Annotated in this window: 17 protein-coding genes and 8 pseudogenes; 7 read left to right on the top strand and 18 right to left on the bottom strand. The window is 55.7% G+C overall.

Going from position 1 to position 25926, the window contains the following annotated elements; genetic code table 11:
* The 14 genes and pseudogenes from JCM25354_RS22705 to rpoZ all read right to left on the bottom strand — a co-directional run.
* Positions 1-219, bottom strand: a pseudogene (locus JCM25354_RS22705) (OmpH family outer membrane protein); the annotation flags it as partial.
* Positions 220-293: 74 nt separating this feature from the next.
* Entirely contained in the window at positions 294-2693 is a 2400-nt protein-coding gene (gene bamA / locus JCM25354_RS13180; protein WP_035447862.1) for an outer membrane protein assembly factor BamA, read from the bottom strand.
* Between the two features lie 234 nt (positions 2694-2927).
* Positions 2928-4013 (bottom strand): RIP metalloprotease RseP, encoded by a 1086-nt coding sequence (gene rseP, locus JCM25354_RS13175; protein WP_025886349.1) that lies wholly within the window; start codon positions 4011-4013, stop codon positions 2928-2930.
* Positions 4006-5208, bottom strand: coding sequence for a 1-deoxy-D-xylulose-5-phosphate reductoisomerase (gene dxr, locus JCM25354_RS21750; protein ID WP_025886348.1), 1203 nt, complete (start codon positions 5206-5208; stop codon positions 4006-4008). The genes rseP and dxr overlap by 8 nt, the downstream gene beginning before the upstream one ends.
* A gap of 183 nt (positions 5209-5391) precedes the next feature.
* Positions 5392-6036 (bottom strand): annotated as a pseudogene (locus JCM25354_RS21745) (phosphatidate cytidylyltransferase); the annotation flags it as partial.
* Between the two features lie 59 nt (positions 6037-6095).
* A pseudogene (gene uppS, locus JCM25354_RS19005) lies at positions 6096-6784 on the bottom strand (polyprenyl diphosphate synthase).
* Positions 6785-6871: 87 nt separating this feature from the next.
* Complete coding sequence (gene frr / locus JCM25354_RS13160; protein ID WP_025886347.1) at positions 6872-7438, bottom strand: ribosome recycling factor; 567 nt, start codon at positions 7436-7438, stop codon at positions 6872-6874.
* A gap of 51 nt (positions 7439-7489) precedes the next feature.
* A complete protein-coding gene (gene pyrH / locus JCM25354_RS13155) occupies positions 7490-8218 on the bottom strand; it encodes a UMP kinase (RefSeq protein ID WP_025886346.1) in 729 nt (242 codons plus the stop codon).
* Positions 8219-8305: 87 nt separating this feature from the next.
* Positions 8306-9195: pseudogene (gene era, locus JCM25354_RS19000) on the bottom strand (GTPase Era).
* Positions 9192-9943 (bottom strand): annotated as a pseudogene (rnc, locus tag JCM25354_RS18995) (ribonuclease III). Before rnc ends, era begins: the two co-directional pseudogenes overlap by 4 nt.
* A gap of 6 nt (positions 9944-9949) precedes the next feature.
* A complete protein-coding gene (gene lepB / locus JCM25354_RS13140) occupies positions 9950-10735 on the bottom strand; it encodes a signal peptidase I (protein WP_035447860.1) in 786 nt (261 codons plus the stop codon).
* Between the two features lie 52 nt (positions 10736-10787).
* Positions 10788-11198, bottom strand: a complete 411-nt coding sequence (acpS, locus tag JCM25354_RS13135) for a holo-ACP synthase (protein ID WP_025886344.1) — start codon at positions 11196-11198, stop codon at positions 10788-10790.
* A 6-nt stretch (positions 11199-11204) separates the two neighbouring features.
* Positions 11205-13459, bottom strand: a pseudogene (locus JCM25354_RS18990) (RelA/SpoT family protein).
* 76 nt (positions 13460-13535) lie between these two features.
* Positions 13536-13934 (bottom strand): DNA-directed RNA polymerase subunit omega, encoded by a 399-nt coding sequence (rpoZ, locus tag JCM25354_RS13125; protein WP_025886343.1) that lies wholly within the window; start codon positions 13932-13934, stop codon positions 13536-13538.
* A 273-nt stretch (positions 13935-14207) separates the two neighbouring features.
* On the opposite strand from rpoZ, the gene JCM25354_RS13120 reads away from it, so the two are divergent.
* The 3 genes from JCM25354_RS13120 to JCM25354_RS13110 all read left to right on the top strand — a co-directional run bounded on the left by JCM25354_RS13120 (position 14208) and on the right by JCM25354_RS13110 (position 16728).
* Positions 14208-14813 (top strand): LabA-like NYN domain-containing protein, encoded by a 606-nt coding sequence (locus tag JCM25354_RS13120; protein WP_025886342.1) that lies wholly within the window; start codon positions 14208-14210, stop codon positions 14811-14813.
* Positions 14814-15109: 296 nt separating this feature from the next.
* Positions 15110-16009: an NAD(P)-dependent oxidoreductase gene (locus JCM25354_RS13115; protein WP_035447829.1), complete on the top strand. Its 900-nt coding sequence runs from the start codon at positions 15110-15112 to the stop codon at positions 16007-16009.
* A 110-nt stretch (positions 16010-16119) separates the two neighbouring features.
* Entirely contained in the window at positions 16120-16728 is a 609-nt protein-coding gene (locus tag JCM25354_RS13110; RefSeq protein ID WP_025886340.1) for a superoxide dismutase, read from the top strand.
* Positions 16729-16802: 74 nt separating this feature from the next.
* Here the strand turns inward: JCM25354_RS13110 and yajC are convergent, their stop codons facing one another.
* Entirely contained in the window at positions 16803-17117 is a 315-nt protein-coding gene (gene yajC / locus JCM25354_RS13105) for a preprotein translocase subunit YajC (RefSeq protein ID WP_025886339.1), read from the bottom strand.
* Positions 17118-17240: 123 nt separating this feature from the next.
* On the opposite strand from yajC, the gene JCM25354_RS18985 reads away from it, so the two are divergent.
* Positions 17241-18083 carry an ATP-binding protein gene (locus tag JCM25354_RS18985; RefSeq protein WP_035447826.1) on the top strand — a complete coding sequence of 281 codons (843 nt, stop codon included), beginning with the start codon at positions 17241-17243 and terminating at the stop codon, positions 18081-18083.
* Between the two features lie 44 nt (positions 18084-18127).
* Here JCM25354_RS18985 and JCM25354_RS18980 read toward each other — a convergent pair.
* A pseudogene (locus JCM25354_RS18980) lies at positions 18128-20514 on the bottom strand (TonB-dependent receptor plug domain-containing protein).
* A 559-nt stretch (positions 20515-21073) separates the two neighbouring features.
* Here JCM25354_RS18980 and JCM25354_RS18975 point away from each other — a divergent pair.
* A pseudogene (locus tag JCM25354_RS18975) lies at positions 21074-22128 on the top strand (Rieske 2Fe-2S domain-containing protein).
* Between the two features lie 8 nt (positions 22129-22136).
* Positions 22137-23099: a bifunctional GNAT family N-acetyltransferase/(deoxy)nucleoside triphosphate pyrophosphohydrolase gene (locus tag JCM25354_RS13080; RefSeq protein WP_025886338.1), complete on the top strand. Its 963-nt coding sequence runs from the start codon at positions 22137-22139 to the stop codon at positions 23097-23099.
* Here the strand turns inward: JCM25354_RS13080 and JCM25354_RS13075 are convergent.
* A complete protein-coding gene (locus JCM25354_RS13075; RefSeq protein ID WP_025886337.1) occupies positions 23088-23993 on the bottom strand; it encodes an SMP-30/gluconolactonase/LRE family protein in 906 nt (301 codons plus the stop codon). The genes JCM25354_RS13080 and JCM25354_RS13075 overlap by 12 nt on opposite strands.
* A 105-nt stretch (positions 23994-24098) precedes the next feature.
* Here JCM25354_RS13075 and JCM25354_RS13070 point away from each other — a divergent pair, with 105 nt between their 5' ends.
* Entirely contained in the window at positions 24099-24851 is a 753-nt protein-coding gene (locus tag JCM25354_RS13070) for a competence/damage-inducible protein A (protein ID WP_025886336.1), read from the top strand.
* Between the two features lie 73 nt (positions 24852-24924).
* Here JCM25354_RS13070 and JCM25354_RS13065 read toward each other — a convergent pair whose 3' ends face one another.
* Positions 24925-25881: an acetyl-CoA carboxylase carboxyltransferase subunit alpha gene (locus JCM25354_RS13065; protein WP_025886335.1), complete on the bottom strand. Its 957-nt coding sequence runs from the start codon at positions 25879-25881 to the stop codon at positions 24925-24927.
* Positions 25882-25926: the final 45 nt, after the last annotated feature.

Raw genomic sequence — 25926 nt, 5'->3', positions numbered from 1 at the left:
GGGCTCGTCGCCATCCTGCGGCATCGGCTGGGCGACGGGCACACGCCTTACGGCGCGAGGCGCCGGCGCTGCAGCTGGCTGGGCTGTCTTGGGCACAAACCAGCCACCATTACCACCAGACGAGGATTGTACAGCCTGCGCCTGAGCAAGACCCGGAAGACTTACAGAAGCGAGCAGCGCTGAAGCCGCCATAAGGCGGGCTGCCGGGAAAAAAGACATGTAAACCTCTGTTCAAGACCAAGGCGGTCGTTGTCCCTCGCGAGAGACAACGACGGGTTGGGATAAGGCTGTGATCAGAATTGCTGCCCGAAACCGAAGCGGATCGGATAGAGACGGTCATTACGCGATTTGCGGATCGGAACGGCGGCGTCGATATTGACCAGACCGAACGGGCTCTTCCAGGAAATACCCAGACCCGTCGTGACACGAGGCGTCAGGGTATCACCCGTAACTGGTGTATATTTGTAGCCATCGGTCGCGGCATTCGTATAGCGGTTCTTTACCCGCAATCCGGCCAGACTACCGGCGTCAACAAAGTAGCGACCTGAAATACCGACATCCTCTCCCATGGGTAGCGGGAAATTGAGCTGAGCGGACGCTGTATAGATGAAGCGGCCACCGATCAGATCTTCCTGTCCCGGCTGAGGCGTAGTGGAATTTATATGACCGGAGCGCGGTCCGGCACCACCCTGCAGGAAGCCGCGCAGATTTTCGCCACCGAGATAGAAGTTGTCGATAATGCTGACATTGCTGCTCTTGGACCAGTCGCCCATATAGCCCGCACCGCCCTTGAACTGCAGCCCCCAGCTATGGGATCCCGTGATGGAATCAAGAGGCACATAGTACTGAACATCGGCTTTGGCACGCAGATATTTCACGTCGCCACCGAGACCGGCAAAGTCGCCACTTACGTTGATGATGAATCCCTTGCGAGGCCGCATCCGGTTGTCACGACGGTCGTAAGTCAGCGTGGTGCTGAGCTGAGACAGCAACGACCAGCCTGCCGAATCCTGAACGTAATAGGATGGGACATATTCATAACCGTAGTTCTGGATATCACTCTGACTGAAGATATTGCCTACACGGCGGTCAATCAGGGAGTAGCTCCAGGTCTGGGACAGGTAGTTATTGAACGAATACCCCATACGCAGCGTCGCACCATACCGCCCTTCCTTATAGGACTGATAGGTCTGGTAATTATTTTCGATACCGAAAATATCGATACCGGCGACGATGTTGCGATCCAGAAAATAGGGATCTGTCAGAGAGAGATCGACCTGCTTCTGGTAATAGGCAACCGTTCCGGAAATACCGGCATCCATGCCCGTACCGAGCAGGTTATGCTGCTTGACCGAGCCGTTACCCAGAATACCAACGTCTGTTGAGTAGCCGCCGCCCAGCGAGAATTCACCCGTGGGCTTCTCGACGACATTGGCCGCCACGTTGACCTTGTCCGGTGCAGAACCCTGGGTCTGATCAACCGAAACCGTACTGAAATAGCCGAGATCCTGAAGTGCGGCCTTGGAGTATTTACGGTCGAAGGGTGTATATGGGTCGCCCTCTGCCATCGGCAGAGCGCGCCGGATAACCTTGTCCTTGGTTACCGTATTACCGTTGATGTCGATGCGCTCGACATAGACATGCGGCCCCTCGTTCACATCGAAGAGCAGGTCGACAATGTGCTTTTCAGGATTTCGCGCAATCTCGGAACGCACCATCGCAAAAGGATGACCTGTCGCCTGCAGGCGCTCCTGCATGCCCGTCACGTTGTTCTGGATTGCCGTGCCGTCGTACCATTGGTGCTGGAACAGATCGATATATTTCTTGAGATCTTTAGCCTCAACGTGACGCAGGCTTGACCGGACATCCATCTTGCCGATGCGGTAACGCGGCCCCTCATCCAGCGTAAAGGTGATGATGAAATTCTTGCGGTCAGGTGACAATTCGCCTGTCGCATTGATCATATGAAAATCGACATACCCGTTATGCAGGTAGAAACGACGCAGCAGTTCGGCATCGTATTTGATACGCTCCGGATTGTACTCATCCGATGATGAGAAAAAGCGATACCACTCTGTCTCCTTGGATGAAACAACCGAAGCCAGCCGCGCTTCGCTGAACGCCTTGTTGCCAACAAAAACAATCTTGTTGATCAGTGTCTGGCGGGCTTCATTGATCTTGAAAATAACATCGACACGGTTATGCGACAACTTGATGATCTGTGGCGTTACCGTTGCCCCGAAACGGGCCTTGGACGCGTAGAGATCCAGCAGTTTCTGGCGATCAGCGGCCGCAGACTGTGACGAGAAGACCGCGCGGGGACGCATGCTGATCTCCTTGCGGAGATCCTCGTCCTTGACCGCGTGGTTGCCCTCAAACGCAATACGATTGACGATCGGGTTTTCGACCAGATCCACAACAAGCGTACCGCCGGAGCGGCGCATCGTGACGTCCTTGAAAAGACCTGTCGCATAGAGCGTCTTCAGCGAGCGATCGAGATCGTCCTGATTGAAACGATTGCCGGGCTGCACCACCATATAGGAGAGGACGGTGCTGGTTTCGATGCGTGTGTTGCCCTTCACATCGATCGTTTCGATCACCTGACCATCGGCTGTACGCTGATGGGCGGCATGATGCGGAGAGACACGACGGGCCTTCTGAGCCTCGGCCGTGCCTGCCCAGACGGGGAGCATGCAAACCGACGCAAGGAGAACGAGACGTTTACCTGACAAGACGGACGTTCCTTAACTTCATCAACCCAGCGTGAAGGTTTATTTCAGACAATTTAGTTTTATGCAACGAAGCCGGAACCATCGACCGCGTTTATCCCAATCGGACGTATCCGACTTCTACCCTGCGAGGCAAGCACCCCGCGACATGAAGTGTCGTAACACTCTGTGTCAGCGGGTGGGGTAATGGCGCTCTTTTTAGTGGAACAGCCCGAGATTCGACAGATCGTTGAAGGTCGAAAACAGGAAAAGCGCAGCAATAATAGCAAACCCGGCCTGGTAGCTAATTTCCTGTACCCGCCTTGAAACGGGTTTGCCACGCACTGCCTCGGCCACATAGAAAACGAGTCTGCCACCATCAAGCAGTGGAATCGGAAAGAGATTGATCAGACCCAGATTGATCGAAAGCAGGGCCATGAAAGAAAGGATACTTGCAAAACCGTAATGGGCGACCTGACCGGATAGCTGCGCGATACGGATCGTACCACCAAGCTCTTTGGCACTACGGTGACCGGAAACAATCTGCCAGACACCCTGCAATGTCTGAACTGAAACATGCCAGGTTTCCTTCAACCCGGCGCCAGCCGCCTGTGCAAATGGCATGGGTTTACCCGGCACGAGCTCGGCCATGATGCCAATGCTTCCTTTATCGGGCGCACCCAGCTTGCCGGGCACACGATCAAGAGTGATCGGCAGGGTAAGCGACTGTTCTCCACGTTTGATCCCAAGAGTTGTCTGTACCCCCGGCATCGCGACTGCATGGGCCTGGATATCGGCAAAATTGAATACGTCGAGAGAACCAAGCCGCGTGATAACGTCACCCTTCTGCAATCCCGCCCGTTCGGCCGCACTATGAGGTGCAACCTGGGCAATCTCGTTCTTCATTTCCGGTTTGCCCACCGAAACGTAAAGAACTGTGAAAAGAAGAATAGCAAAGATAAAATTGAAGACCGGCCCCATGACGATCACCAGCATGCGTGAGCCTACAGGTTTGTCATGAAAAGTCTGGCCCGGTACCCAGGCTGCTTTCTGCTCCGGCGTTGCATCTTCCGGATCTTCAAAGCCATGGGGTTTGACAAATCCGCCAAGGGGAATGGCCGAAATACGCCACTCCGTTCCCGTACGGTCGCGCCAGCGATAAAGCGCAGGACCAAAACCGATCGAGAACGTATCCACTTTTACGCCACGCCATCGAGCCGCGAGATAATGACCCATCTCATGCACGAATACGAGCACACCAAGGATCAGAGCAAAGGCAAGAACTGTAACCGCAAACTCATGCATGAAGATGCTCCGCGCCTTTCAACGAATTGCTACGCTCGCGCGCCACGAAAATCCCGGCCACACGACGCGCTTCCGCATCCCAGTGCAGAACGTCATCAAGAGTATCCAGAGAGGGCGAACCGAGCTGTTCCATTGCATAGGCAATAGTATCACTGATGCCAAGGAAACCGATGCGGCGGTCAAGGAACGCCTCTACTGCAATCTCGTTGGCAGCAGAGAAGATTGTGGGTGAAGCGCCCCCGGCGACAAGGGCCTCTCTCGCCAGACGCAGTGCAGGGAAACGCACTTCATCCGGTGCCTCGAAATCCAGACGGGACAGCACTGCCAGATCAAGACGTGGTGCATTGGTCTGCATGCGATCGGGCCATGCCAGCGTATTGGCAATCGGCACACGCATATCCGGTGCGCCAAGCTGGGCAATCAGACTGCCATCACGAAACTGGACCAGACCATGCACAGCCGATTGCGGATGAACCAGAACGTCGATCTGCTCATTACTCAGACCAAAAATACGTGCAGCCTCGATGACTTCCAGCCCCTTGTTGGCCATTGAAGCGGAATCAATTGTGATTTTGGCACCCATGCTCCAGGTCGGATGCTTGAGTGCATGCTCCGGAGTTGCCTCACGCATGGTTTCCAGCGTCGCGCACCGGAATGGGCCACCTGATGCAGTAAGAATAATCTTCTCGATGCTCTCAACCGGGCTACCGGTCAGGCTTTGGAAAATGGCATTATGCTCGGAATCCACAGGAAGTAACGTGGCTTCGGCGGCAGCCACCTCGCGCAGCATGACATCACCGGCACTTACGAGTGCTTCCTTGTTCGCCAGAGCGATGGCATGCCCGTTGCGTGTCGCAGCCAGAGTAGGCTCCAGCCCGGCCGCTCCGGTAATGGCCGCCATGGTCCAGTCAGCTTCCATCGCGGCAGCCTCGATGACCGCATTTCGTCCGGCAGCAGCCTTCACGCCACTCCCCTTCAAGGCAGTGCGTAGCGTGTCGAGCAGGCTTTCGTCGTTGATCACGGCAACTTCTGCATGCAGCGCACGCGCCTGTTCTGCCAGCAGAGCCACATTACGGCCACCGACAAGCGCTCGAACCTGGAAGCGCTCCGGCTCGGCCAGCAGCAGATCAATCGTCGAACAGCCAATGCTGCCGGTGCTGCCAAGAACGGTAATGCTGCGCGGGGACGAGGTCATGATCTCAGGATACTCCAGATCAATGCAGGAAAGCAGAGAGTTATGGATGAAAAGGATGGAAAAGGGTCGCAAGGATATCCAGGGGCGTCGCAGACAGAAGACCTGTCCGGGCACCGACAAGGAAACGAGCGCTGCCAACGGTGCAGCAGCCAGCAGCCCGTCAAAACGATCCAGCAGCCCACCGTGACCGGGAATGAGCCAGCCGGAATCCTTGATCCCGACACGGCGCTTTGCCGCACTTTCTGCCAGATCCCCGCACTGGGCTGCACAGCCAAGGATCATTCCCCAGATAGTCCCGCAAATCAGGCCACCCTGCCCTGAGAACCATGCTGTAGCGAACCCGGCCACGCCCGCAGCGAGAAGGCCACCCAGAGCGCCGGAGCGGGTTTTTCCAGGTGAGATACTTGGGGCAAGCTTGGGACCGCCGATAATGCGGCCAGCCAGATAAGCGCCACTATCACTGGCGATCACGACAAAAATGATGAAAAGTACGGGAAATGCTCCCGTCCCGGGTTGCTCTCGCAACCAGAGAAGGGACAAGCCGCCGAAACCGGCTACCGCAACGCAGATCCATTGAGCCATACCGAAAACAGCTGCCGACAGGGTCAGCCCGAAGGCGACCCGCCACTCGCCTGTCATGGCAATCAGAAGCCCCATAACAGGCCATAGCAGAAGCAGTCCGCCGCGCCAGCTTCTGGCACCGCGCTTCCAGCTCAGCCCGGCCATTGCGGCCCCCTCGTAAACGAGGCCCAGACTGACGAGGAGGATCATCGCCCGATAGGCATTGCCCCCAGCAAGAATACAAAGGAGGGCGACAGGTACGATCACGGCTGCGGAAATAAGGCGCAGACGAAGATCGGACCAGCGCTGATTGGCGCTGCGTGCTGTCACAATGCACTGTCCATTGTCAGGCGTTTTCCAAAACGACGTTCACGTCGGGAAAAATCAGCATCAAGGCAGCAAAATGAGTTTCATCGAAATCTGGCCACATGACGTCAAGAAAGGATAATTCCGCGTAGGCTGATTCCCAGAGCAGGAAATTTGACAGGCGGCGTTCACCACTGGTCCGGACGATCAGATCAGGATCAGGAAAGGGGGACGTCTGCAGATAGCGGCCGAAATCCTGCTCGCTCATCATGGTCGGATCAATTTCACCATCACGTGCGGCCAGCGCAATATTCTGTGCCGCTCTGAGCATATCATCACGTGCGCCATAAGAAAGGGCAAGAACAAGAGTCAGCCGTGTATTCTGCGCCGTCAACTTGCCTGCCCGCTCGATCTCTCCGCGCAATCCGGAATCGAAACGGCTGAGATCCCCGATAAACGTAAGGCGCACATTCTGCTCGTGCAGCTCTGCAACCTTGTGCCGCAGATAAAATCGCAGCAGAGAAGTAAGGTCAGCCACTTCTTCTGCCGTCCGCTGCCAGTTCTCGGAAGAAAAGGCATAAAGCGTCAGATAGCGGACACCGGAGAGAATGGCGCCCTTGACGCAGCGCCTCACTGCCTCGGCACCGGCGCGGTGTCCGGCTATGACGGACTTGCCTCGCGCCCGCGCCCAACGGCCGTTGCCATCCATGATGACAGCGACATGGCGCGGCACGATGGCGAGCTCGGGCTCGGCAGTAGCGACTGAACTGGAACGCGGAGATGACACGATATGCGATCAGACCTGTTTGATCTCGCGTTCCTTTTCCGCGAGCATGTCATCAACCTTTTTGACGTATTGATCAGTCAGCTTCTGTACGCCATCAGACCAGACTTTCATGTCATCCTGGCTGATTTCGCTTTTCTTCTCATGGGTCTTGATCTGATCCATGCCGTCGCGGCGTACATTGCGCACGGCAATCTTGCCGTTTTCGGCATAACGACCAGCGGCACGGGCCAGCTCGTTGCGGCGCTCCTCGGTAAGCTGCGGAATAGGCACTCGCACGGTCTGTCCATCAGCGGCCGGGTTAAGGCCGAGACCAGCATCACGGATAGCCCGCTCAACAGCACCTACCAGCCCGCGATCCCATACGGAAACAGTCAGCATGCGCGCCTCGGGAACCGCAATTGATCCGACCTGAGAGAGAGGGACTTCACTGCCATAAGCTTCCACACGCACGGGCTCGAGCAGATTCGGGCTCGCACGCCCTGAACGCAAACCGGAAAGATCACGGCGAAGACTCTCCATCGCACCATCCATGCGGCGTGTCAGGTCTTCGAGCAGGTCATTCAGCTCAGCAGGCATTGTTCTCTCCTTTATGGACATTCAAAGAGGGACGTCTTGAAGGCGTCCTGTTCAGGCTGTTTCCAGAATTCGGGTAAAACGTCCCTCGCCACGCATCACGCTGGCAAACGCTCCCGGTGCATGAATATTGAAAACAATGATCGGCAGGCGGTTTTCGCGCGCAAGCGAGACCGCTGTTGCATCCATGACATTCAGATCACGGGAGAGCACTTCCATATAGGAAAGCTCATCATAACGCTCGGCATCTGGCACACGACGCGGATCAGCGGAGTAGACGCCATCAACCTGTGTACCCTTGAGCAGAACATCACATTCCATCTCATTGGCGCGAAGAGCCGCTGCCGTATCGGTCGTGAAAAACGGATTGCCTGTTCCTGCTGCAAAAATCACCACACGCCCCTTTTCCATATGACGTACGGCACGACGGCGGATATAGGGTTCGGCGATAGACGACATCTGTATGGCTGACATCACACGGGTATCGATCCCGGCCCGTTCGAGAGCATTCTGCATCATCAGGGCGTTGATGACCGTTGCGAGCATACCGGCATAATCACCCTGTGCCCGGTCCATTCCCTTGGCCGCTGCAGCGACACCACGGAAAATGTTGCCCCCTCCAATCACAAGGCAGACCTGTACCCCGCTTCGGGAAACAGCCGCCACATCGTCTGCAATTGCCTCAACGACCTGAGGTTCTATGCCAAAGGATCCGCTGCCCATCAGGGCCTCGCCCGAAACCTTGAGAAGAACGCGCTTGTAGCGTGCAAAAGTTTCGGTCATCGCTTCCTCTTTCGTTGCAGCCTCGTGAAGGCCATCTCACAACCCGCGCCTCTCTTATAGGGCACAGCCTGTCCTCACAAGAACTTCTCAGGCGTCATCAAGACCTATGGCCCGCAATCTTGCCTTTTCCTCATCCCATCCGGCGCGTTCACGCACATTCAGGAAAAGATGGCAGGGCCGTTCTAGCAATCGCCCCAGATCAAGACGGGCGCGCTCGCCAATGCTGCGAATCTTGCGCCCCCCCTCACCTATCAGAATCGCCTTGTGACCAGGTCGCGATACATAGATTGTCGCATCGATACGCACGGAACCGTCAGGACGCTCCTTGAAACTCTCGGTCTCAACAGTTGCCTGATAAGGAATTTCCTCATGGGTCTGCATGAAAATCTGCTCGCGGACCAGTTCTGCCGCCAGCAGACGGTCGGGAAGATCGGTCAGATCATCTTCCGGATAGAGGTAAGGACCTCCGGCAGTTCCCTGGCAAGATGATCGAGCAGATCATCGACCCCATCACCTGATCGCGCGCTCAGCATGAAAACATGCTCGACCGTCAGTTGCTCGGTAATGGACTTTGTCAGAGGCAGAAGCTGCTGCGCGCTGACCAGATCGGTCTTGTTGAGCACAAGCCAGACACGACGTTTCTGCTTGGCCAGTGTGTCGATAACTGCCTGGGCTTCCTCACGGATCCCCGCCTTGGCATCGATCAGCAGCAGCGAGATATCGGCATCCTGAGAGCCGGTCCAGGCTGCCGCAACCATAGCGCGATCAAGCTTGCGGCGAGGCTTGAAAATTCCGGGTGTATCAACCAGCAGAATTTGCGCCGTCTGACGCATCAGGATGCCAAGCACCCGGAAACGGGTCGTTTGCGCCTTGGGGCTGACAATCGAAAGTTTCGTACCGGTCATACGGTTGATCAGAGTGGATTTTCCGGCATTCGGCGCCCCGACTAGGGCGACGAAACCACAACGTGTCGTCATTTCTTATCCTTCGTGCCTTTACGGCTACGGTTCAATCGCCGGAGCAGGGCAGTCGCCGCCTCGCTCTCGGCCTGGCGTTTACTTCCCGCCACGCCTTCTCCTGCCTCACCCATGGCACATACCGCAACTGTAAAGCGCGGCGCATGGGAAGGCCCTTCCATTAAGAGGGTCTCGTATTCCGGCAAGGCCGAGCCGCGCGCAAGCACAAACTCCTGCAATGCAGTTTTTGGATCTTTCGGCGGCGCAATCTGGGAGACAAGCAGGTCTTTCCACCGCGACCGGACGAACCGGCGCGCCGGCTCCAATCCCCCGTCAAGATAGAGCGCACCAAGAAGTGCTTCCATGGCATCGGCCTGTACATTGGCCAGACCACGTATACCTGCCTGCTCTTCATGCTCTGCAATAAGCAAGGCCTTGGATACGCAGATACTCTCCGCGATAGGAGCCAGGGCATTGCGTGATACCAGAGAAGCATGACGCGGTCCGAGTGCTCCTTCGGGCTCGCTCGGAAACTGCTCCAGCAGCCATTCAGCCATTAATAGTCCCAACACCCGATCGCCCATGAATTCGAGACGTTCGTTCGAGACCGTCTCAGCAGGTCTGGCACCCCCGCGAGGAGCACGGCGACCTGACGGGAAGATACAGCCGAACGATGGGTCAGAGCCTGTCGCAACAAGCCCTGATCGGTAAAATGATAACCAAGTGCGTCCTGGAGTTCGTCCAGAATGCCGTCGTGACCGTTCATCATCAGACCTCAATGCATGGTGGCAAAGAGATGGCTCCAGCGAATTTCGAAAGGCCACTGCCAGAACTGCCACAGAGGATGGATGGCCTCGTAAGAGAAGAACACGAAGCGTGCTTTGCCCACCAGATTGACCATTGGCACATAACCGAGATCAACACCGTTGTCGCGCTGGAAACGGCTGTCGCCACTGTTGTCGCGATTATCACCCATCGCAAAGAAATAGCCTTCCGGCACGACGTATTCACGCGTGTCATTCTGCTCACCTTCATCAGTCTGCTTCAGGATCTGATGCGTAACCGGAGGGGCTCCCGCGCTGCCTGGCAGCGTTTCCAGATAGCGTATACCCGTTTGCGGCAGACGGTTCTCATCCATGACCGAATAGGCGCCCAGAGACTGACGCGGCACCAGAGAACCATTTAGATACAGTTCGCCAGCACGCATCTGGATATGATCGCCTGGCAAGCCGATAATACGCTTGATGTAGTCAATCGAGTTATTCTGCGTGTAACGAAAGACAGCCACATCACCCCGATGCGGCGTGGCTCCCCAGATACGCCCCTCGAAAAGATGCGGCGAGAACGGCATGGAGAAACGCGACCAGCCATAATCGAATTTGGTCACCACAATGTAATCACCGACCTGAAGAGTAGGAATCATGGAAGCACTTGGGATATTGAACGGCTCTACGAAGACAGTACGTATAGCCAGCAATATGATCACCCAGATCGCCACAAAGCGAACGATCTCAAGAGGGGTATCTTCTTTTCGCTTGGAGGGCGTTGCCTCCGGAGTCATTTCGGTCATTTCAGTTTCTTAGCGCAGGAGAAGGGGATTTGGCGACAACCTATCACGCAGGAGAGGCAACCGATTCAATGATCACATAAGCAATGGCATAAGGCATCTCATCACTCAGGCTAAGCTGGACGACGACCTTTTCACCAGGCAGAGCCATGGACTGCAGATATTCCCCGGCCTTACCCGACAGATGCAATTCAGGCTTCCCGATCGCGTCGTTACGCACTTCAATATCGGTCAGCCGGATTCCGTCACGAAATCCTGTTCCCATAGCCTTTGCACAGGCTTCCTTCGCTGCCCATCGTTTGGCGAGAATACCGAGACGCCCGTCTCCCTGACGGGTGTTTGCATAGGCAATCTCCCTCGCGGTGAAACCCTGCTCTAGAAACCGCTCGCCAGACCGTTCAAGTGCCCGCCCTATGCGTCGCATATCGCACAGATCCGTACCAATCCCACGTATCATGAATCGTCAGTTCTTTGTCCGCTCAACCTGCATGACCCCTTGAGCCGATCGCAGGGCTGCGATCATGGCCGAGAGATGCCGCACATCACGCACCTCAAGATCGACAAGAATTTCCATGAAATCGAGCTGTCGGTTGAGAATACGCAGATTGACAACACTGCCATTATGCTTTGACGCCGTATTCGTCAGCGTTGTCAGAACAGTGGATTCATTGGCAGCAATGACACTGACCCGCCCGATATGCGGTGCTCCCCGCTCTCCCTGGGCAAGAGCTTCATAGTCCCAGTCAATCTCCAGAAAACGTTCGGGCGTCGAGGAGAAAGCACTCAGATTCTGGCATTGACGCTGGTGAATCGTCACCCCTTTGCCCTGTGCGATGATCCCGACAATCGCATCACCCGGCAACGGATGGCAGCACCCGGCGAAATGCGTTGCAATACCCGAACCGATACCACTGATAACCGAACCACTCTTGGCCCCGTAACGCGCCTGGTTACCCAAGGCACCACTCAGCCGTCCCGACAGCCCAGGTACCATACGCGGTGCGCGATGGGTCTGTCGCAACTCGGGGTAAGCAGCATTTACAACATCGCGCGGCCCCAGATGGCCGGTTCCGACAGCAACATAAAGATCCTCGATACTTGGCTGACGCAAATCGCGCAGCAGTGTTTCAAGTACCTTTTCGCTACCATCCACGCCCTCCTGACGGAACGCTTTCGCAAGCGCCGTACGTCCGGCATCCAGATTGACCTGACGCTGCTGCAGGGCAACATACCGGCGAATACGGGCTCGGGCCTTGCCGGTGACAACAAACCGTTCCCAGGAGGCTGAAGGCGTGCCGCCACGCGCTGTCATGATCTCGACCTGATCACCATTCTGCAGCTCATGGCGCAATGGCATCAGACGACCGTTGATTTTCGCCCCGACGCAGGCATCTCCTACCTGGCTATGCACGGCATAGGCAAAATCGACAGGAGTTGCCCGACGAGGCAACGAGATGAGCTGCCCTTTGGGGGTGAAGCAGAAAACCTGATCCTGGTAGAGTTCGAGCTTTGTGTTTTCGAGAAACTCGTCCGGGGCCTCGGAATCCTCAAGAATTTCAAGAAGATCCTGCACCCAGCGCAGCTTGTTCATCCCGAGCGCCGCAACCTCGTTACTGGATGCCTGAGCCGCATTGCGCTCTTTATAGGCCCAGTGAGCCGCTACGCCGTTCTCGGCGAAATCATGCATATCCGCTGTACGGATCTGGATCTCGATCTTCTGATTGCGCGGCTGACGCAGTGTAACCCCGGTATGAAGGCTCTGATAACCATTCGCCTTGGGAGTGGAGATGTAATCCTTGAAGCGTCCGGCAATCATCGGATAGGCGCCATGAATGGCACCCAGAGCCGCGTAACAGGCATCCCGTGAAGGAACGATAACACGAAATGCATGATGTCAGAAAGCTGCTCGAAAGCGACGTTGCGCTTCTGCATTTTGGCCCAGATAGAATAAGGCGATTTTTCACGCCCGGTTACATCGACGTGATCCAGCCCCACTTCGGCACAGAGCGCTTTCAGCTCCGTCCGTATCTGTTCGATGATATCGGCCCCATGGCCACGCAGGAAATTGAGACGGGCCCGGATTGTCGCATCTGCCTCCGGCTCAAGCTGCTCGAAAGACAGATTCTGCAACTCTGTCTTGACGCGATCCATGCCGATGCGCTCGGCGAGGGGCGCATAGATATCCATCGTCTCGCGCGCAATGCGCAGTCGCCGGTCCTGGCGTTGCACATAGTGTAACGTACGCATATTGTGGAGACGATCGGCAAGCTTGACAATCAGGACGCGGATATCACGCGACATTGCCAGAACGAGCTTGCGGAAATTCTCGGCCTGCTTCGTACGATCCGACTGCAGTTCAAGCCGGGTCAGCTTGGTTACGCCATCAACCAGACTGGCAACCGTCTCTCCAAAATGCTCTTTCAGAAAGGCCGGGGTTATTCCGGTATCTTCGACAGTGTCGTGAAGCAGACCGACCATGATGGAAGGTACGTCCATCCGAAAGCCGGCAAGAATATTCGCCACGGCGATAGGATGGATAATATAGGGCTCACCATTGTCACGCTTCTGCTCACGATGCGCCTTTTCAGCGACAGCATAGGCCTCTTCGATGCGCGAAAGATCCGCATGCGGATCATATCCTGCTATCCTGCGCAGCAAACCCGCAATGGACGGCACGGAAGCGGGGACGTCGGCGCCAGGGAGAAGGGTGTCAGACATGCCGGTACTCTCTCCCACAACACCAAAAATATCAGTTGTGACACCGGATCACGGAATGATCCGACATCAGAAGCGATCAACGACGGCCACGCCCTCCGAATTCGGCCTCAAATGAGGCTTCGAGTTCAGCAGAGGACATCGTTTCAGCCATATGCGCATGCTCTTCTTCGGAAGAAACATCCTGCAGACCAAAGATATTCTGATCCGTCGGAATAAGATCCATCACCTCTTCATCGACAGGCTCGGGTTCCGGTGCGCGGGCAAGGCCGCGAACAATCCCATCTTTCAATGTGCCGAGATTGACCTTTTCCTCAGCAATTTCACGCAGGGCCACGACCGGATTTTTATCATTGTCACGATCAAGGGTCATTTCTTCGCCACGAGAAAGACCGCGCGCGCGCTGGGCAGCAAGGAGAACGAGCTCGAAGCGGTTCGGAACCTTTTCGATGCAATCTTCAACGGTTACGCGTGCCATAGACTCTTCCCAACCAATATACGCAGATCCACGAGAATTACATCATCTAGCATAAGCACCGTCTCCAGGCAAACTTCCTCTGGAAGACCACTGTTGGGCAAAAGCCCTGAAAGACCGCAGATTACTGCTGCCACAACCACATCAGATGCCATAATATGATGATAGAGCAATGATATCACTATATTCTCGCTCTATAATTCGTTAAACCTCGTTTCGAGACTATTCTTTGCGCAACGGCCGCAAATTCCACTAATCTTCTGAAATAGGCTAGAGATGCTCGACAAAAATGAGAGAACCGCTGTATTTATTGATGGTTCAAGTCTCTACTACACCGCAAAAACCATTGGCTTTGAAGTAGATTACAGAAGGCTCCTTCGCTATTTCAAAAGCAATACGAAGCTCCTGCGCGCACATTATTATGCCGCCATACCCGAGACAGAAGAATACTCGCCTCTCAAGCCTCTGACAGACTGGCTTGCTTATAACGGTTTCATGCTCGTGACCAAAAGTGCACGCGAATTTACCGATCAGTCCGGTCGACGCCGCCTGAAAGGTAACATGGATGTGGAGCTCGTCGTTGATCTCCTTGAACTGGCTGATCGTATCGATCACGCAGTCATTTTCAGCGGTGATGCTGACCTGCGCCGCGCTGTCGAAGCTGTCCAGAGACGGGGAGTACGCGTCACGGCTGTGTCCTCGCTTCGCTCGACTCCCTCTTTAATAGGTGACGATCTGCGTCGTCAGGTCGATCAGTTCATCGAGCTTGGCGATATTGCCGGCGAATTTACCCGCCGTCAGGGTGACTCACCCGCCCGTCCGCGCCCGACGCCAGTCCGGCATCCGGCTGACATCGTCAATGACGACGAGCTCGATGACTGAGACATTCAGCGCAGCAATAATATCGATCTACTGAGAGCGGCACGACCAAGCCTGAAATTTCCTGTATGGCGCACTCCAGCAGGAAACCCGACAGGTAGTCGCAGGACAGGAGGTGGTCATCATACCCTGCCGTAGCACGCATTTGTTTCATCAATGACGCAACGATCACGCCTGAAGCCTCAGGTCCAGCTGCCCCCTTCTCCGGGGGCAATCTGAATCCTGCCTGTATCAAAAGCGCAACCCGTGTCCCAACGAGGCTTTAATCAGCGATAAGAACGTGCAGAAGGATGACGAAAATGACTGAGGGCAATTCAACCACTATCGGATTTGTCGGCTATGGCGCCATGGGTGCACTGATGGGACAAAATCTCAGAAAAGCCGGTTACCATGTCTGCGCCTATACCCCATCCGGGCGACAGCAGGATACGCAGACACCCGTCATCGACAAACCTGCGACGCTTGCCGCGCAATCCGACATCCTCATTCTCTGCGTTCCCAACGACGCGGCGATTTTCTCCTCGGCAGAAGGCGATGAGGGATTTCTCGCAGGTGCGCAGAAAGGGACACTCATTCTGAACACCAGCACAATCTCACCGGAAGCTACCGAAAGACTGCATCACCTGGCCACGACCAGGGGGTTGCGCTTTGTCGATACTCCCATGTCAGGCAGCACACCCGAAGCCGAAAAGGGGGAGCTGGTTATGCTGGTTGGCGCATCGCACGAAGATCTCGAGACATCGCGCCCGGTACTCAGTGCAATAGGCAAACTCATCGTTCATGCCGGCGCCGTTGGCGCCGGTACACGCCTCAAACTCGTGATCAACGGTATCATGGGTGCTACCCTCAACGTGATTGCGGAAGCGGTTGGCTACGGCCTTTCAAGCGGCCTGGACCGCAAGATGCTTTATGATGCACTTGGTCAGGTAGCTGTTATCTCTCCCCACCACAAACGCAAGCTTGCCGCTGCAGAACGTGGTGATTTCAGTGCCCAGTTCCCGACGCGCCTCATGTCCAAGGATATGGGGCTGCTTGTGTCAGCAGCACGCAACACGCACAGTTTCTGCCCCTCCATTGCAGTTGCGGATCAAGCACTTGGTCTTGCCACCAGACATCACGCCAATGACGATTACTCAGCTCTGCTCGGGGCAATCGAGAAGAGTGTGGTCCATCAGCACGAGCCGGAAGAAACAGCCTGACGGGCCAGGACACCCTGACGGGTTGACGAAACCCTCTGCGCGCCATAGCTGCGTTGTAGGACCAAGCAGCTCCGCTTTGTCCCCACCATGATAGTCCAGGAGACGAGACCATGGCTTTTGAACTGCCGTCCCTCCCCTACCAGACCAGCGCGCTTGCCGCATCAGGCATGTGCCAGGAAACACTCGAACTTCATCACGGCAAGCACCATCAGGCCTATGTCACGGCACTGAACGGCTTTGTTGAAGCCAAGCCCGAGCTTCAGGGCAAGAGCCTCGACGAAATCATTCTCGCCGTAAAAGGCGATGCAGCTCAGGCCCCTGTCTTCAACAATGCGGGCCAGCACTGGAATCATATTCTCTTCTGGAAGAACCTCACCCCCGATGGCGGCAAGGTTCCTTCCAAACTCGCAGCCAAGATCGATTCCGATCTGGGCGGGCTGGAAGCCTTCAAGGCTGCATTCAAGCAGGCAGCAATCTCGCAATTCGGTTCAGGCTGGGCATGGCTTGTTCTTGGCACAGATGGCAAACTCGCCGTCACAAAGACCGCCAATGGCTCGAATCCTCTCGCCGAAAGCCAGGGACGCGCCCTTCTGGGTCTCGACGTGTGGGAACACGCCTATTACCTCGACTTCCGTAACCGCCGCCCGGATTACATCACCAACTACCTCGACAAGCTTGCCAATTATGAGTTCGCCGAAGCAGAGCTGCTTTCTGCCTGATCTCCAGTAAGCCTGATAAAAAGAAACCGGCATCCTTGCGGAAGCCGGTTTTTTTTATGACTGCTTTCAGAGTTTCACTTTGCTGCCTTGCCGCCGTCATTTGCAGGCTTTGCTGTGCTGGTCAGGATCTGCGACACATTCTCGCGCATCAGCTGGATCTTGACCCCCGGTGCAATTTCCACCTCGATTTCCTTGGTACCTTCTCGTGCCAGCTGCACCGTACCGATCATGCCACCACTGGTCACAATCCTGTCGCCACGACGCAGCGCATTAAGCTGTGTCTTGAGCTCGCGCTGACGTGTCTGTTGCGGACGGATAAGCACAAAGTAGAACACGACGAACACGAGGATCATCGGGAGGAATGAGATAATCCCGCTGTTGGCGAGCATGCGTTTCTTCCATATGTCGATAGATAAGGGATCGGACGCGCCCGAAAGCCTGCCCGATTGGCCCCGGACCATAATTGGTCACGCCCACACGTCAAGCACTGCCACGGAGTAAGGGAAACATCCATGGACGCCGTTCTGATCGAAAAACTGGAGCGTATTGCAAATGCACTGGAGCGCCTGGCTCCCGCGCCTACCTCTTCTGCCCCCCTGACGGGCAGTGATGCTTTCATGTGGCAGGGCAGCACGGCATTGCTGCGCCCAGTCAACAAGGTTCAGGGAGTCGATCTCTTCCTTCTTCGTGGAATCGATCGGCAGACACGCCTTGTACTCGAAAACACGCGTCACTTCGCATGCGGGCACAAAGGCAATAATGTCATGCTCTGGGGAGCCAGAGGTATGGGAAAATCTTCGCTGGTCAAGGCATGCTTTGCCGAAGTCAATCGTGAGCATCCCCATGCACTGGTTCTGATCGAGATCCAGCGTGACGATCTCTCCACGCTCCCTCGCCTGCTCGACATACTCCGTGCCCAATCGAGACGTTGCATCGTATTCTGTGACGATCTTTCTTTCGAAACCCAGGATGCAGACTACAAATCCCTCAAATCCGTACTTGATGGCGGCATCATGGGACGACCTGAGAACGTGCTGTTTTACGCAACCTCGAACCGACGCCATCTGATGCCACGCGACATGACGGAAAACGAGAGCGGTAGCGCCATCAATCCGCAGGAAGCCGTAGAAGAAAAAGTATCCCTCTCAGATCGCTTTGGCCTCTGGATTGGTGTCCATGGCTGCAACCAGGAAACATATCTTTCCATTGTCGATGGCTATGCAACACATCAGAATCTGGGAATTTCTCAGGAGGCACTTCACAGACATGCGCTCGAATGGGCTATGGAGCGCGGTGGCCGATCAGGTCGTGTGGCTGCACAGTTCATTGATCATCTGAGCGCCACACTCGGCTGACAGGACAATCGGGCCAGCCCACAGGGCCGGCCCGTCAGGAAGCTTCAGAATGTCGCGTTCAGACGGCCGTAGTAATACGCGCCATAGATCGGAATACCGGATGAATCCGTATCATAGACCTTGGGGCCCAAGTAATTGTTGATTGGATTTACATGGCGGGGACGCTGGTTGAAAATATTATTCGCACCAATTGCAAAGTGCCAGTGTTCGGTAAAGCGGTAACCGACCTCAAGGTCAGTCAGCCAGACCGGAGTATTCTTGAACTCAGCCCATTCGGTATTCGAGTATTTGAGCGATGTCGGCGCCAGATCCTGATAGCCAAGCAGTGACTTGGTTTCGCCGTAGCGGGTCTGGCGCAGGTTCACATCCCACTGATGATAGGTCCAGTAGGCGTTCAGGATCAGCTTGCTCCGCGGCGAGCCGGTCGTAAGATAACCCACAGTCTGGGCATTGGCCGCCGGATCACCAAAAGCGTTGGTATTGATATGGCTGATACGCGTACGGTTGAGATTCAACATCGCGCTCAGATTGAGCGTGCCATATCTGTGCAGATGCAGCAGGTAATCCGATTGCAGATCGAGGCCTTGTGTCCGCGTGCTGGCAACGTTGGCAAAATAATTTGCCGTCACGTTACTCAGGTCGATACCGCTTGGCAGATTGACACCGGTAAGCGCAATTGCATTAAGGGCCGCCGTGTCATTAACCGTTGCTGACCCGATAATACGATCACGAATATTGATCTGATAGACGTCAACCGAAACGTGCCAGTCCTTCAGAGGTTCGGCAATGATCCCCCCTTCGGCACTCGTCGATCTTTCAGGCTTCAGACGCTGGGCGCCGATCGATTTTCCGGCGGCACCCACAGTCTGCAACAGTCCCGTGGCACCGGTCGGCGAAACATTGAGCGCTGAGTAATATTGTTCGGCCATGGTCGGGGCTCGGAAACCATTGCTGATAGTCGCACGTACAGCCAGCTTACTGGTGATGTCGTATCGCGTAGTCACCTTGCCATTTTCGGTATTCCCGACATCGGTATAATGCTCGAAGCGTCCTGCAAAATCGAGATCCCAATGCGGCAGGGGATGGAAATCACCATCCAGATAGCCCGCCCAGATATTACGCTGCCACTTGCCTGCGTTCTGAGGCGTCAAACCGGCAAAACCCTGTGTACCCCCCAGTTCATAGGAAGCCGGCTCGCCAGCCTTGATCTGGTACATCTCAAGACGATGCTCAGCACCGAAAGCCAACGTCATCGGCACGACGTCTGCAATACGGAAATTGCGGCGTGCATCGAAGTTACTGGTCCACTGTGCCAGAGAATAACTCTGACCACGCACAGTCGTAGGGGAGAACCCATAAGTCTTGTAGTAGTTGGGGTTGAAGGTATTCTTGTTCCCGATATCGTCATCATCCTGGCCGTAAAGGGTGCTCAGATCCCAGCTGAAACCGAGCAGGTTATCACCCTTGATACCCAGATTGGCCTGGAAGTCGTTTTCCTCGATCGTTTCCAGAGGCGAGAAGCCATAAGGATAGGCGCTCGGCGCTACGGTCGGCACACGATAATTCTCATAAGCCTCGGAATGACGATGAGCATAGGTGATCAGACCATAGGTCTCTATGCCTTCCGTAATGCCCTTGCCCCACTCGATCGAGAGATTTTCGCGGGTTTCCTCCGGGTTGGACAGAATGTTGTTGGAGTTGGCTGGCCAGCTGGAAGTCGGTGTCCAGCGATGATCGTTTGTGCTCTTGAGCTTTGAGACCCAGTGATCAGTGTGATAAACCTGCCCGCTCAGATGGACGAAGCCGTCATTACCCCATTTCAGACCGCCGTCAGCACCAATCAGATACTGCCAGCCAGTGCCGTTATACGCATTGGCGCCTGTCTGAGCGACAGTATTGATGCCGTGACTGGTCTTCTTGGTGATAATGTTCACCACGCCCGCAATGGCGTCCGACCCGTACAGGGCTGCAGCACCATCACGCAAGATCTCGATGTGATCGATTGCACCCGCCGGGATCATGTTCAGATCAACCGGGGTCGAGCCCTGCTGGGGACCTGCATCGGCATAGATATTGGCGGTCGTGTTGCGACGTTTGCCATCGACCAGTACGAGACTTCGTTGGGATTGAGGCCACGCATGCGAATAGCCGAGGTCAGCGCGCCAGCATCGGCACCATTTGCTGTCACCGTGATCGACGGATCAACGCGCGTAATGGCATCGGCCAGGTTGAGCTGACCCGAACGACGCAGGGTTGCTGCTGAAACGACCGTGACCGGTACCGCGCTGTCACGTGCCTTGCGATTGAAAGCATGAGTGCCGGTCACGATGACCGATTCACCGGCATCCCCACTTGCATCCCGGGATCTCCGGGTACGAATCTTCGGTACTGAAGCCAGAGCCTGGTTCGAACCGATAGATGTTCTGTGCAGGGCGGCACCCGGTTTTTTTTCTCCTTCGAGACGGTGTGCCCGGCTGGCTGCACAGCGGCCTGGGCATAAGCAAACCCAAACGGAAAGGAGAGAAGGGTCGCTGCGGCAAGTATTCTTCGTTTTGTGAACATCGTTCGAGCTGTCTCTCCATGGGATCATCAACAGGAGACAGTCTAGGCAGCAATGGAAAATCGTTACAACATCGGAATGTATTTTTCTTTCGCAAGCGGATTGATTGCGACCAAAAAAACACAGTTTGTCGCATGATACCAGCGTTAATGAGCTCTTATACGCAATATTCTTTCTCATTTTTTTATCCAGGCGCATGAAACTTACCTCACTCAGCAACGGCCCGAGAAAGGCGCTGTTCCTCTAGGCGGCAAGCCTGCTAATGTCCGGCTGCGTATGATTATGCACGGTCCCGAGGCGAGAGAATCCGGGGGTTTTCCCTCATGAAGCTTTCAGTCACGAGGCTGTCACGACAGGGATACCCATGACGGAAAGCCTAACCATCGACACGACAGCCGTTAATCACGCTGAACAACGCTGCTCTGATGCCCTGCGACTGGGCAAGGACACGGTCGACCTTCGAAAGGTCAAATGCGATCCGGATTACTGGTATCCTGTTGCCTGGTCGCACGAGCTGAAAAAAGGCAAGACAATTGCCACGCGTTTCGGTGGCCAGCCCATCGCTCTCGTCAGACCTCAGGAAGGCAGTGTTTTTGCTCTGGAGGACCGCTGTGCGCATCGTCAGGTCCCGCTCAGCAAGGGGCGTGTTGAAGGAGAGGCGGTGCAATGCTGCTATCACGGATGGGCGTATGGCCGTTCAGGGCGTTGCATCGATGTACCCTATCTCGGCAAGGGTAAACTGCCCAACGGCGTGCGTACCTATCCCTGCCGGGAAGTCGAAGGACTGATTTTCATTTTCCCGGGCGATGCGGAGAAAGCTGAAAGTACAGCTTTTCCGAAACTGGGCTCGGTAGCAGACCCGGCCTATAAAACCCGTCGCTTCGGCGAACAGGTGAAATGTCATTACAGTTTCATGCATGAAAACCTGATGGATATGAATCATCAGTTCATGCACTCCAAACAGATGGGGAAAATGAAACCCCGCTATCTGGGAGGTGAAAACGAGCCGCGCATGGTCGAAGCGCGCTACAGCTTTGCCCGTGTCGGTGGCAAACAACCCTGGGGCGAGACACTGATTTTTGGCGAACGTCGTGATGCAGCGCGAAATTCGCGCATCGCGATGTCATGACAATCCGTACTGTCTATCCCTACCAGACCCTGCACATCCGTACAGGTGATGAGCCACCCGTCATGGATCTGTGGATTGTCTATGTACCTCAGGATGAGGACCATCTGACCTGCCGCGTTTTCGGGCTCCTGTCGATACGCCGCCCCAAACTGAAAGGCGCGCTCGAACTGGCCTGGCCCCTTCTGGTTGGCTTTACAAACCGTATCTTTGCCGAGGACCGCGAAATCGTCGAGCTTGAACAGCAGGCATGGCGCGATCTTGGTGGTGACCGCAATCAGGAGGTATTCCCAGTCATCAACGCACTTCGTGATCTTTTGCGCCGTTCCGGTATCCAGCCTGATACTGCTGCGGAGTAGTTTCCCGGATGAGCCTCCAGCTCGACATCGCGCCCTATACGCTGCGCCCCCTCAGATCCTCTGATGGTGCAGAGGTACATCGCCTGGTCAATGACTGGAGTGTGGTTCGCATGCTCAGTCATCTCCCTTTTCCTTACCCGAGGGATTTGGCTGATCAGTGGATCACGAGCACCATCGATCGTCAGAGTGCCGGAACAGCCTGGCATTTCGCCATCTGCGAAGGTGAAACACTGATAGGCTGTGTTGGCCTCTCTCTCGGTCATCCGAACCAGGCAGCCAAGATCGGCTACTGGATCGGCCGTCCCTATTGGCAGCAAGGGATCGCAACTCTCTGCGTTCGGCAGGTAATTGAATGGGCGTTCGCCACACTACCTGTCTCGGAAATCATTGCCGATGTCGCACAAGACAATCTGGCATCGATTGCCCTGCTCGATCGCCTGGGGTTCGGGCGTTCAGGGGCAACACGCACCCCATTCCTCTCGCGCGGGCCTGACCCCTACCCTGTCCTGATCTACAGCAAGAAAAAAGAGAAACCGATCGACAGCACAGGTTCAAAGCCGGCTACGTCGCGCGTTCTGCTTGTAGTCGCTGGAATCCTGATCGATCAGGAGGGACGGATCCTCCTGGCACAACGGCCGCCAGGCAAACCCCTGGCCGGCATGTGGGAGTTTCCCGGTGGCAAGGTCGAGCCTCACGAATCCCCTGAGCAGGCGCTGGTCCGGGAACTCCATGAAGAGCTGGGCGTGGATGTCTCCGCCGGCTGTATCGCGCCGTTTGCTTTTGTCTCGGAAAATATTGGTGCCCGACACCTGCTTATGCCGCTCTATGTCTGTCGACGCTGGCGCAATCAGCCGGTCGGGAAGGAAGGGCAGGAATTGGCCTGGGTAACCGCTGATCAGCTCGAATCCTACCCGATGCCGGCCCCTGACCGACCGCTCATTCCCCTGATCCGAGAACTCTCACTCGGCTGAAAGAACGATATGGTGCTGGGGAAGGCCTGCCTTGTCAGCCCGGAATGCAAAGAGGCCACCAGATTGCGGCTGCCTGATCAGATCCTGCTGCGACATGCCCTTTCGGGCTGTCGTGACATACGCGGTTTGGCGATCATCCCCGCCAAAACAGACCTTGGTCACATTGGCGGCGGGAATATGGATGGAGAAACGCTCGACACCCTCAGGGGTGAAGCATCGCACGTGCCCGCCGCTCCAGGTCGAGCACCAGACATTTCCTTCGCAATCAGTCACGACACCATCAGGGTAACCTTTTTCCTCCGGCAGGTGAACAAAGACACGTTTGTTCTCCAGCGCTCCGTCAGGTGTGACATCGAAACAGTAGATCAGGCCATTTGGCGTATCACAGACATAGAGCCGAGTTCCGTCAGGCGAAACAGTAGGACCATTCGACACTGTGTAACCGGTATCATGACGTCTCAGAACGAACCCGTCTGCACCATGCGCTACGCTGTAAAGCGACCCTGAAGGACTCTCTTCCGAATCATCCATTGTGCCAAACCAGCCGCGACCATGCAGATCGACACAACCATCATTCAGACGATTGCCGGGCAGATCCGGCTCGACATCCAGCATTTTCACAAAACTGCCTTCCTGTGGATCGAACCGGTAGAGGCCGTCAGGCAAGCCAGCGAGAAAGCTGCCGTCGTTCACCGGCAAAAGGAAGGCAACCCTTCCAGGAGCCGCCCAGTGACTGGCTTCCCCAAGAGCCGGGATGAACCGATGCACTCTGGATCCGTTGATATCAACGAAATAGACGGCGTTTTCGCCAGAGATCCAGACGGGGCCCTCACCAAGCTCCGCGCGGACGTCATGAACACATGACGCATAGGCCTCATTACCTGATTCGGCCATTTCAGTTCTCCCGCGTAAAAGTCATATTATCAGCAGAGTGTAACGCAGAAAGACCCTCCGTGGTTGTTAACCTTTCGGTTCCTCGCAAAAGAGAGAAATTTTTCTATGCCCCCTACAGCCTGTCTCCTGATTATCGGTAACGAGATTCTTTCGGGCCGTACGCAGGACGCCAATATCCGCTTTATCGCAACAGGCCTTGCCCAGGCCGGAATAGCCCTCGAAGAAATCCGCGTCATTCCGGACAAGGCACGAAAGATTGTCGAGACAGTCGCCACCTGCCGCACGCAGTTCGATCATGTCTTCACCACAGGAGGGATTGGCCCGACTCATGATGACATCACGGCAGGCTGCGTGGCTGAAGCCGTAGGTGTGCCGCTGGAATGTCATGAGGAAAGCTTCAAGGCACTCGAAGCCTATCTTGGCAAAGAGAAATTCAACAAGGCCCGTCAGCGTATGGCCTGGCTTCCCAGAGGGGCCGTACCCATCAGGAACAGCGTCTCGATTGCACCGGGCTTCAGCATTGCGAATGTTCATGTGATGGCCGGGGTACCGTCCATCATGCAATCCATGTTCAGTACCCTGCTTCCCACATTGCAGGGAGGAGCGCCGCTCTGCTCGGTTGCATGGCATGCCGATCTACGGGAGGGGAGCCTTGCAGAGGGTCTGGAAGCGATACAGAACGACTTTCCCGAACTTGATCTGGGATCTTACCCGTTTGAAAGAAACGATGGGCGCAAAGGTGTCTCGCTTGTCGCCAAAGGATACGATGAAGAAAAGGTCAAAGCTGCCGGCAATCGTATCCGTGACCTGATTGTTTCTCTCGGAGTGATGCCTGTAGAGGGGGAACCCTCCCCCTGAAATGGCAAGACGCCCGGTTTTAAGGCCGGGCGTCTTGTCGGTCATCTGAAAGGAACGTTGTTTTTCAACAGTCTCACAGGGTGTCGCGTCCCATTGCCAGGAATTTCTCACGACGTTTGGCTACCAGGTTCTGGCTTTCGAATGGCATGAGCTCACCCAGCATGTCACTGATAGCCTCACCCACGGAAGCAATCGCCTCGGCCGGGAAGCGCTGAGCACCACCAATCGGCTCCGGAATGATCCGGTCAATCAGACGCAGCTTGAGCAGATCCTGCGCCGTCAGCTTCAACGCCTCTGCAGCAGTAGATGCCTGTTTTGGATCGCGCCAGAGAATCGAGGCCGCCCCTTCGGGGGCGATAACCGAGTAGATGGAATGTTCAAGCATCAGCACCCGGTCGCCGGCACCAAGCGCAACAGCGCCCCCGGAACCACCCTCGCCAATGATAATTGCAATCAACGGCACTGGGGCACGCAGGCAACAATCAGTGGAACGGGCGATGGCCTGAGCCTGGCCACGCTCTTCAGCATCGATTCCAGGCCAGGCGCCAGAGGTGTCGATGAAGGTAAGAATCGGCAAACCGAAACGCCCGGCCATTTCGACAAGGCGCTGAGCCTTGCGATAGCCTTCGGGCTTGGGCATGCCGAAATTGTGACGGAGGCGCGACTCCATATCAAAACCGCGCTCTGTGCCAATCACCATCACAGCCTGACCGCGGAAGCGGGCCAGGCCACCAACGACCGCCTGGTCATCATGGCCAAGGCGATCCCCGGCCAGAGGCGTATATTCCTCAAGCAGTCCCTTGAAATAATCGAGGGCACGCGGGCGCTGCGCATGGCGGGCGACCATGACCTTCTGCCAGGGCGTCAGCTTTGTATAGGCGGCCCGGAGCTGCTTCTCCGCCTTGTCGGAGAGCTTGCCGATTTCGTCGGCAATGTTGATGCCTTCGCCGTCCTTCGCCATCTGACGAAGTTCGGCAATCTTGTTTTCAAGCTCGGCAACCGGCTTTTCGAAATCGAGATACTGACGCATGACCCGCGGATAGCACGGCTTCCATCCTGACAACAATCCGTTGCG

Source organism: Asaia prunellae JCM 25354 (assembly GCF_000613885.1).
GTDB classification, from domain to species: domain Bacteria; phylum Pseudomonadota; class Alphaproteobacteria; order Acetobacterales; family Acetobacteraceae; genus Asaia; species Asaia prunellae.
The sequence above is the reverse complement of the archived record's forward strand: the minus strand, read 5'-3'. Positions and strand labels throughout refer to the sequence as shown.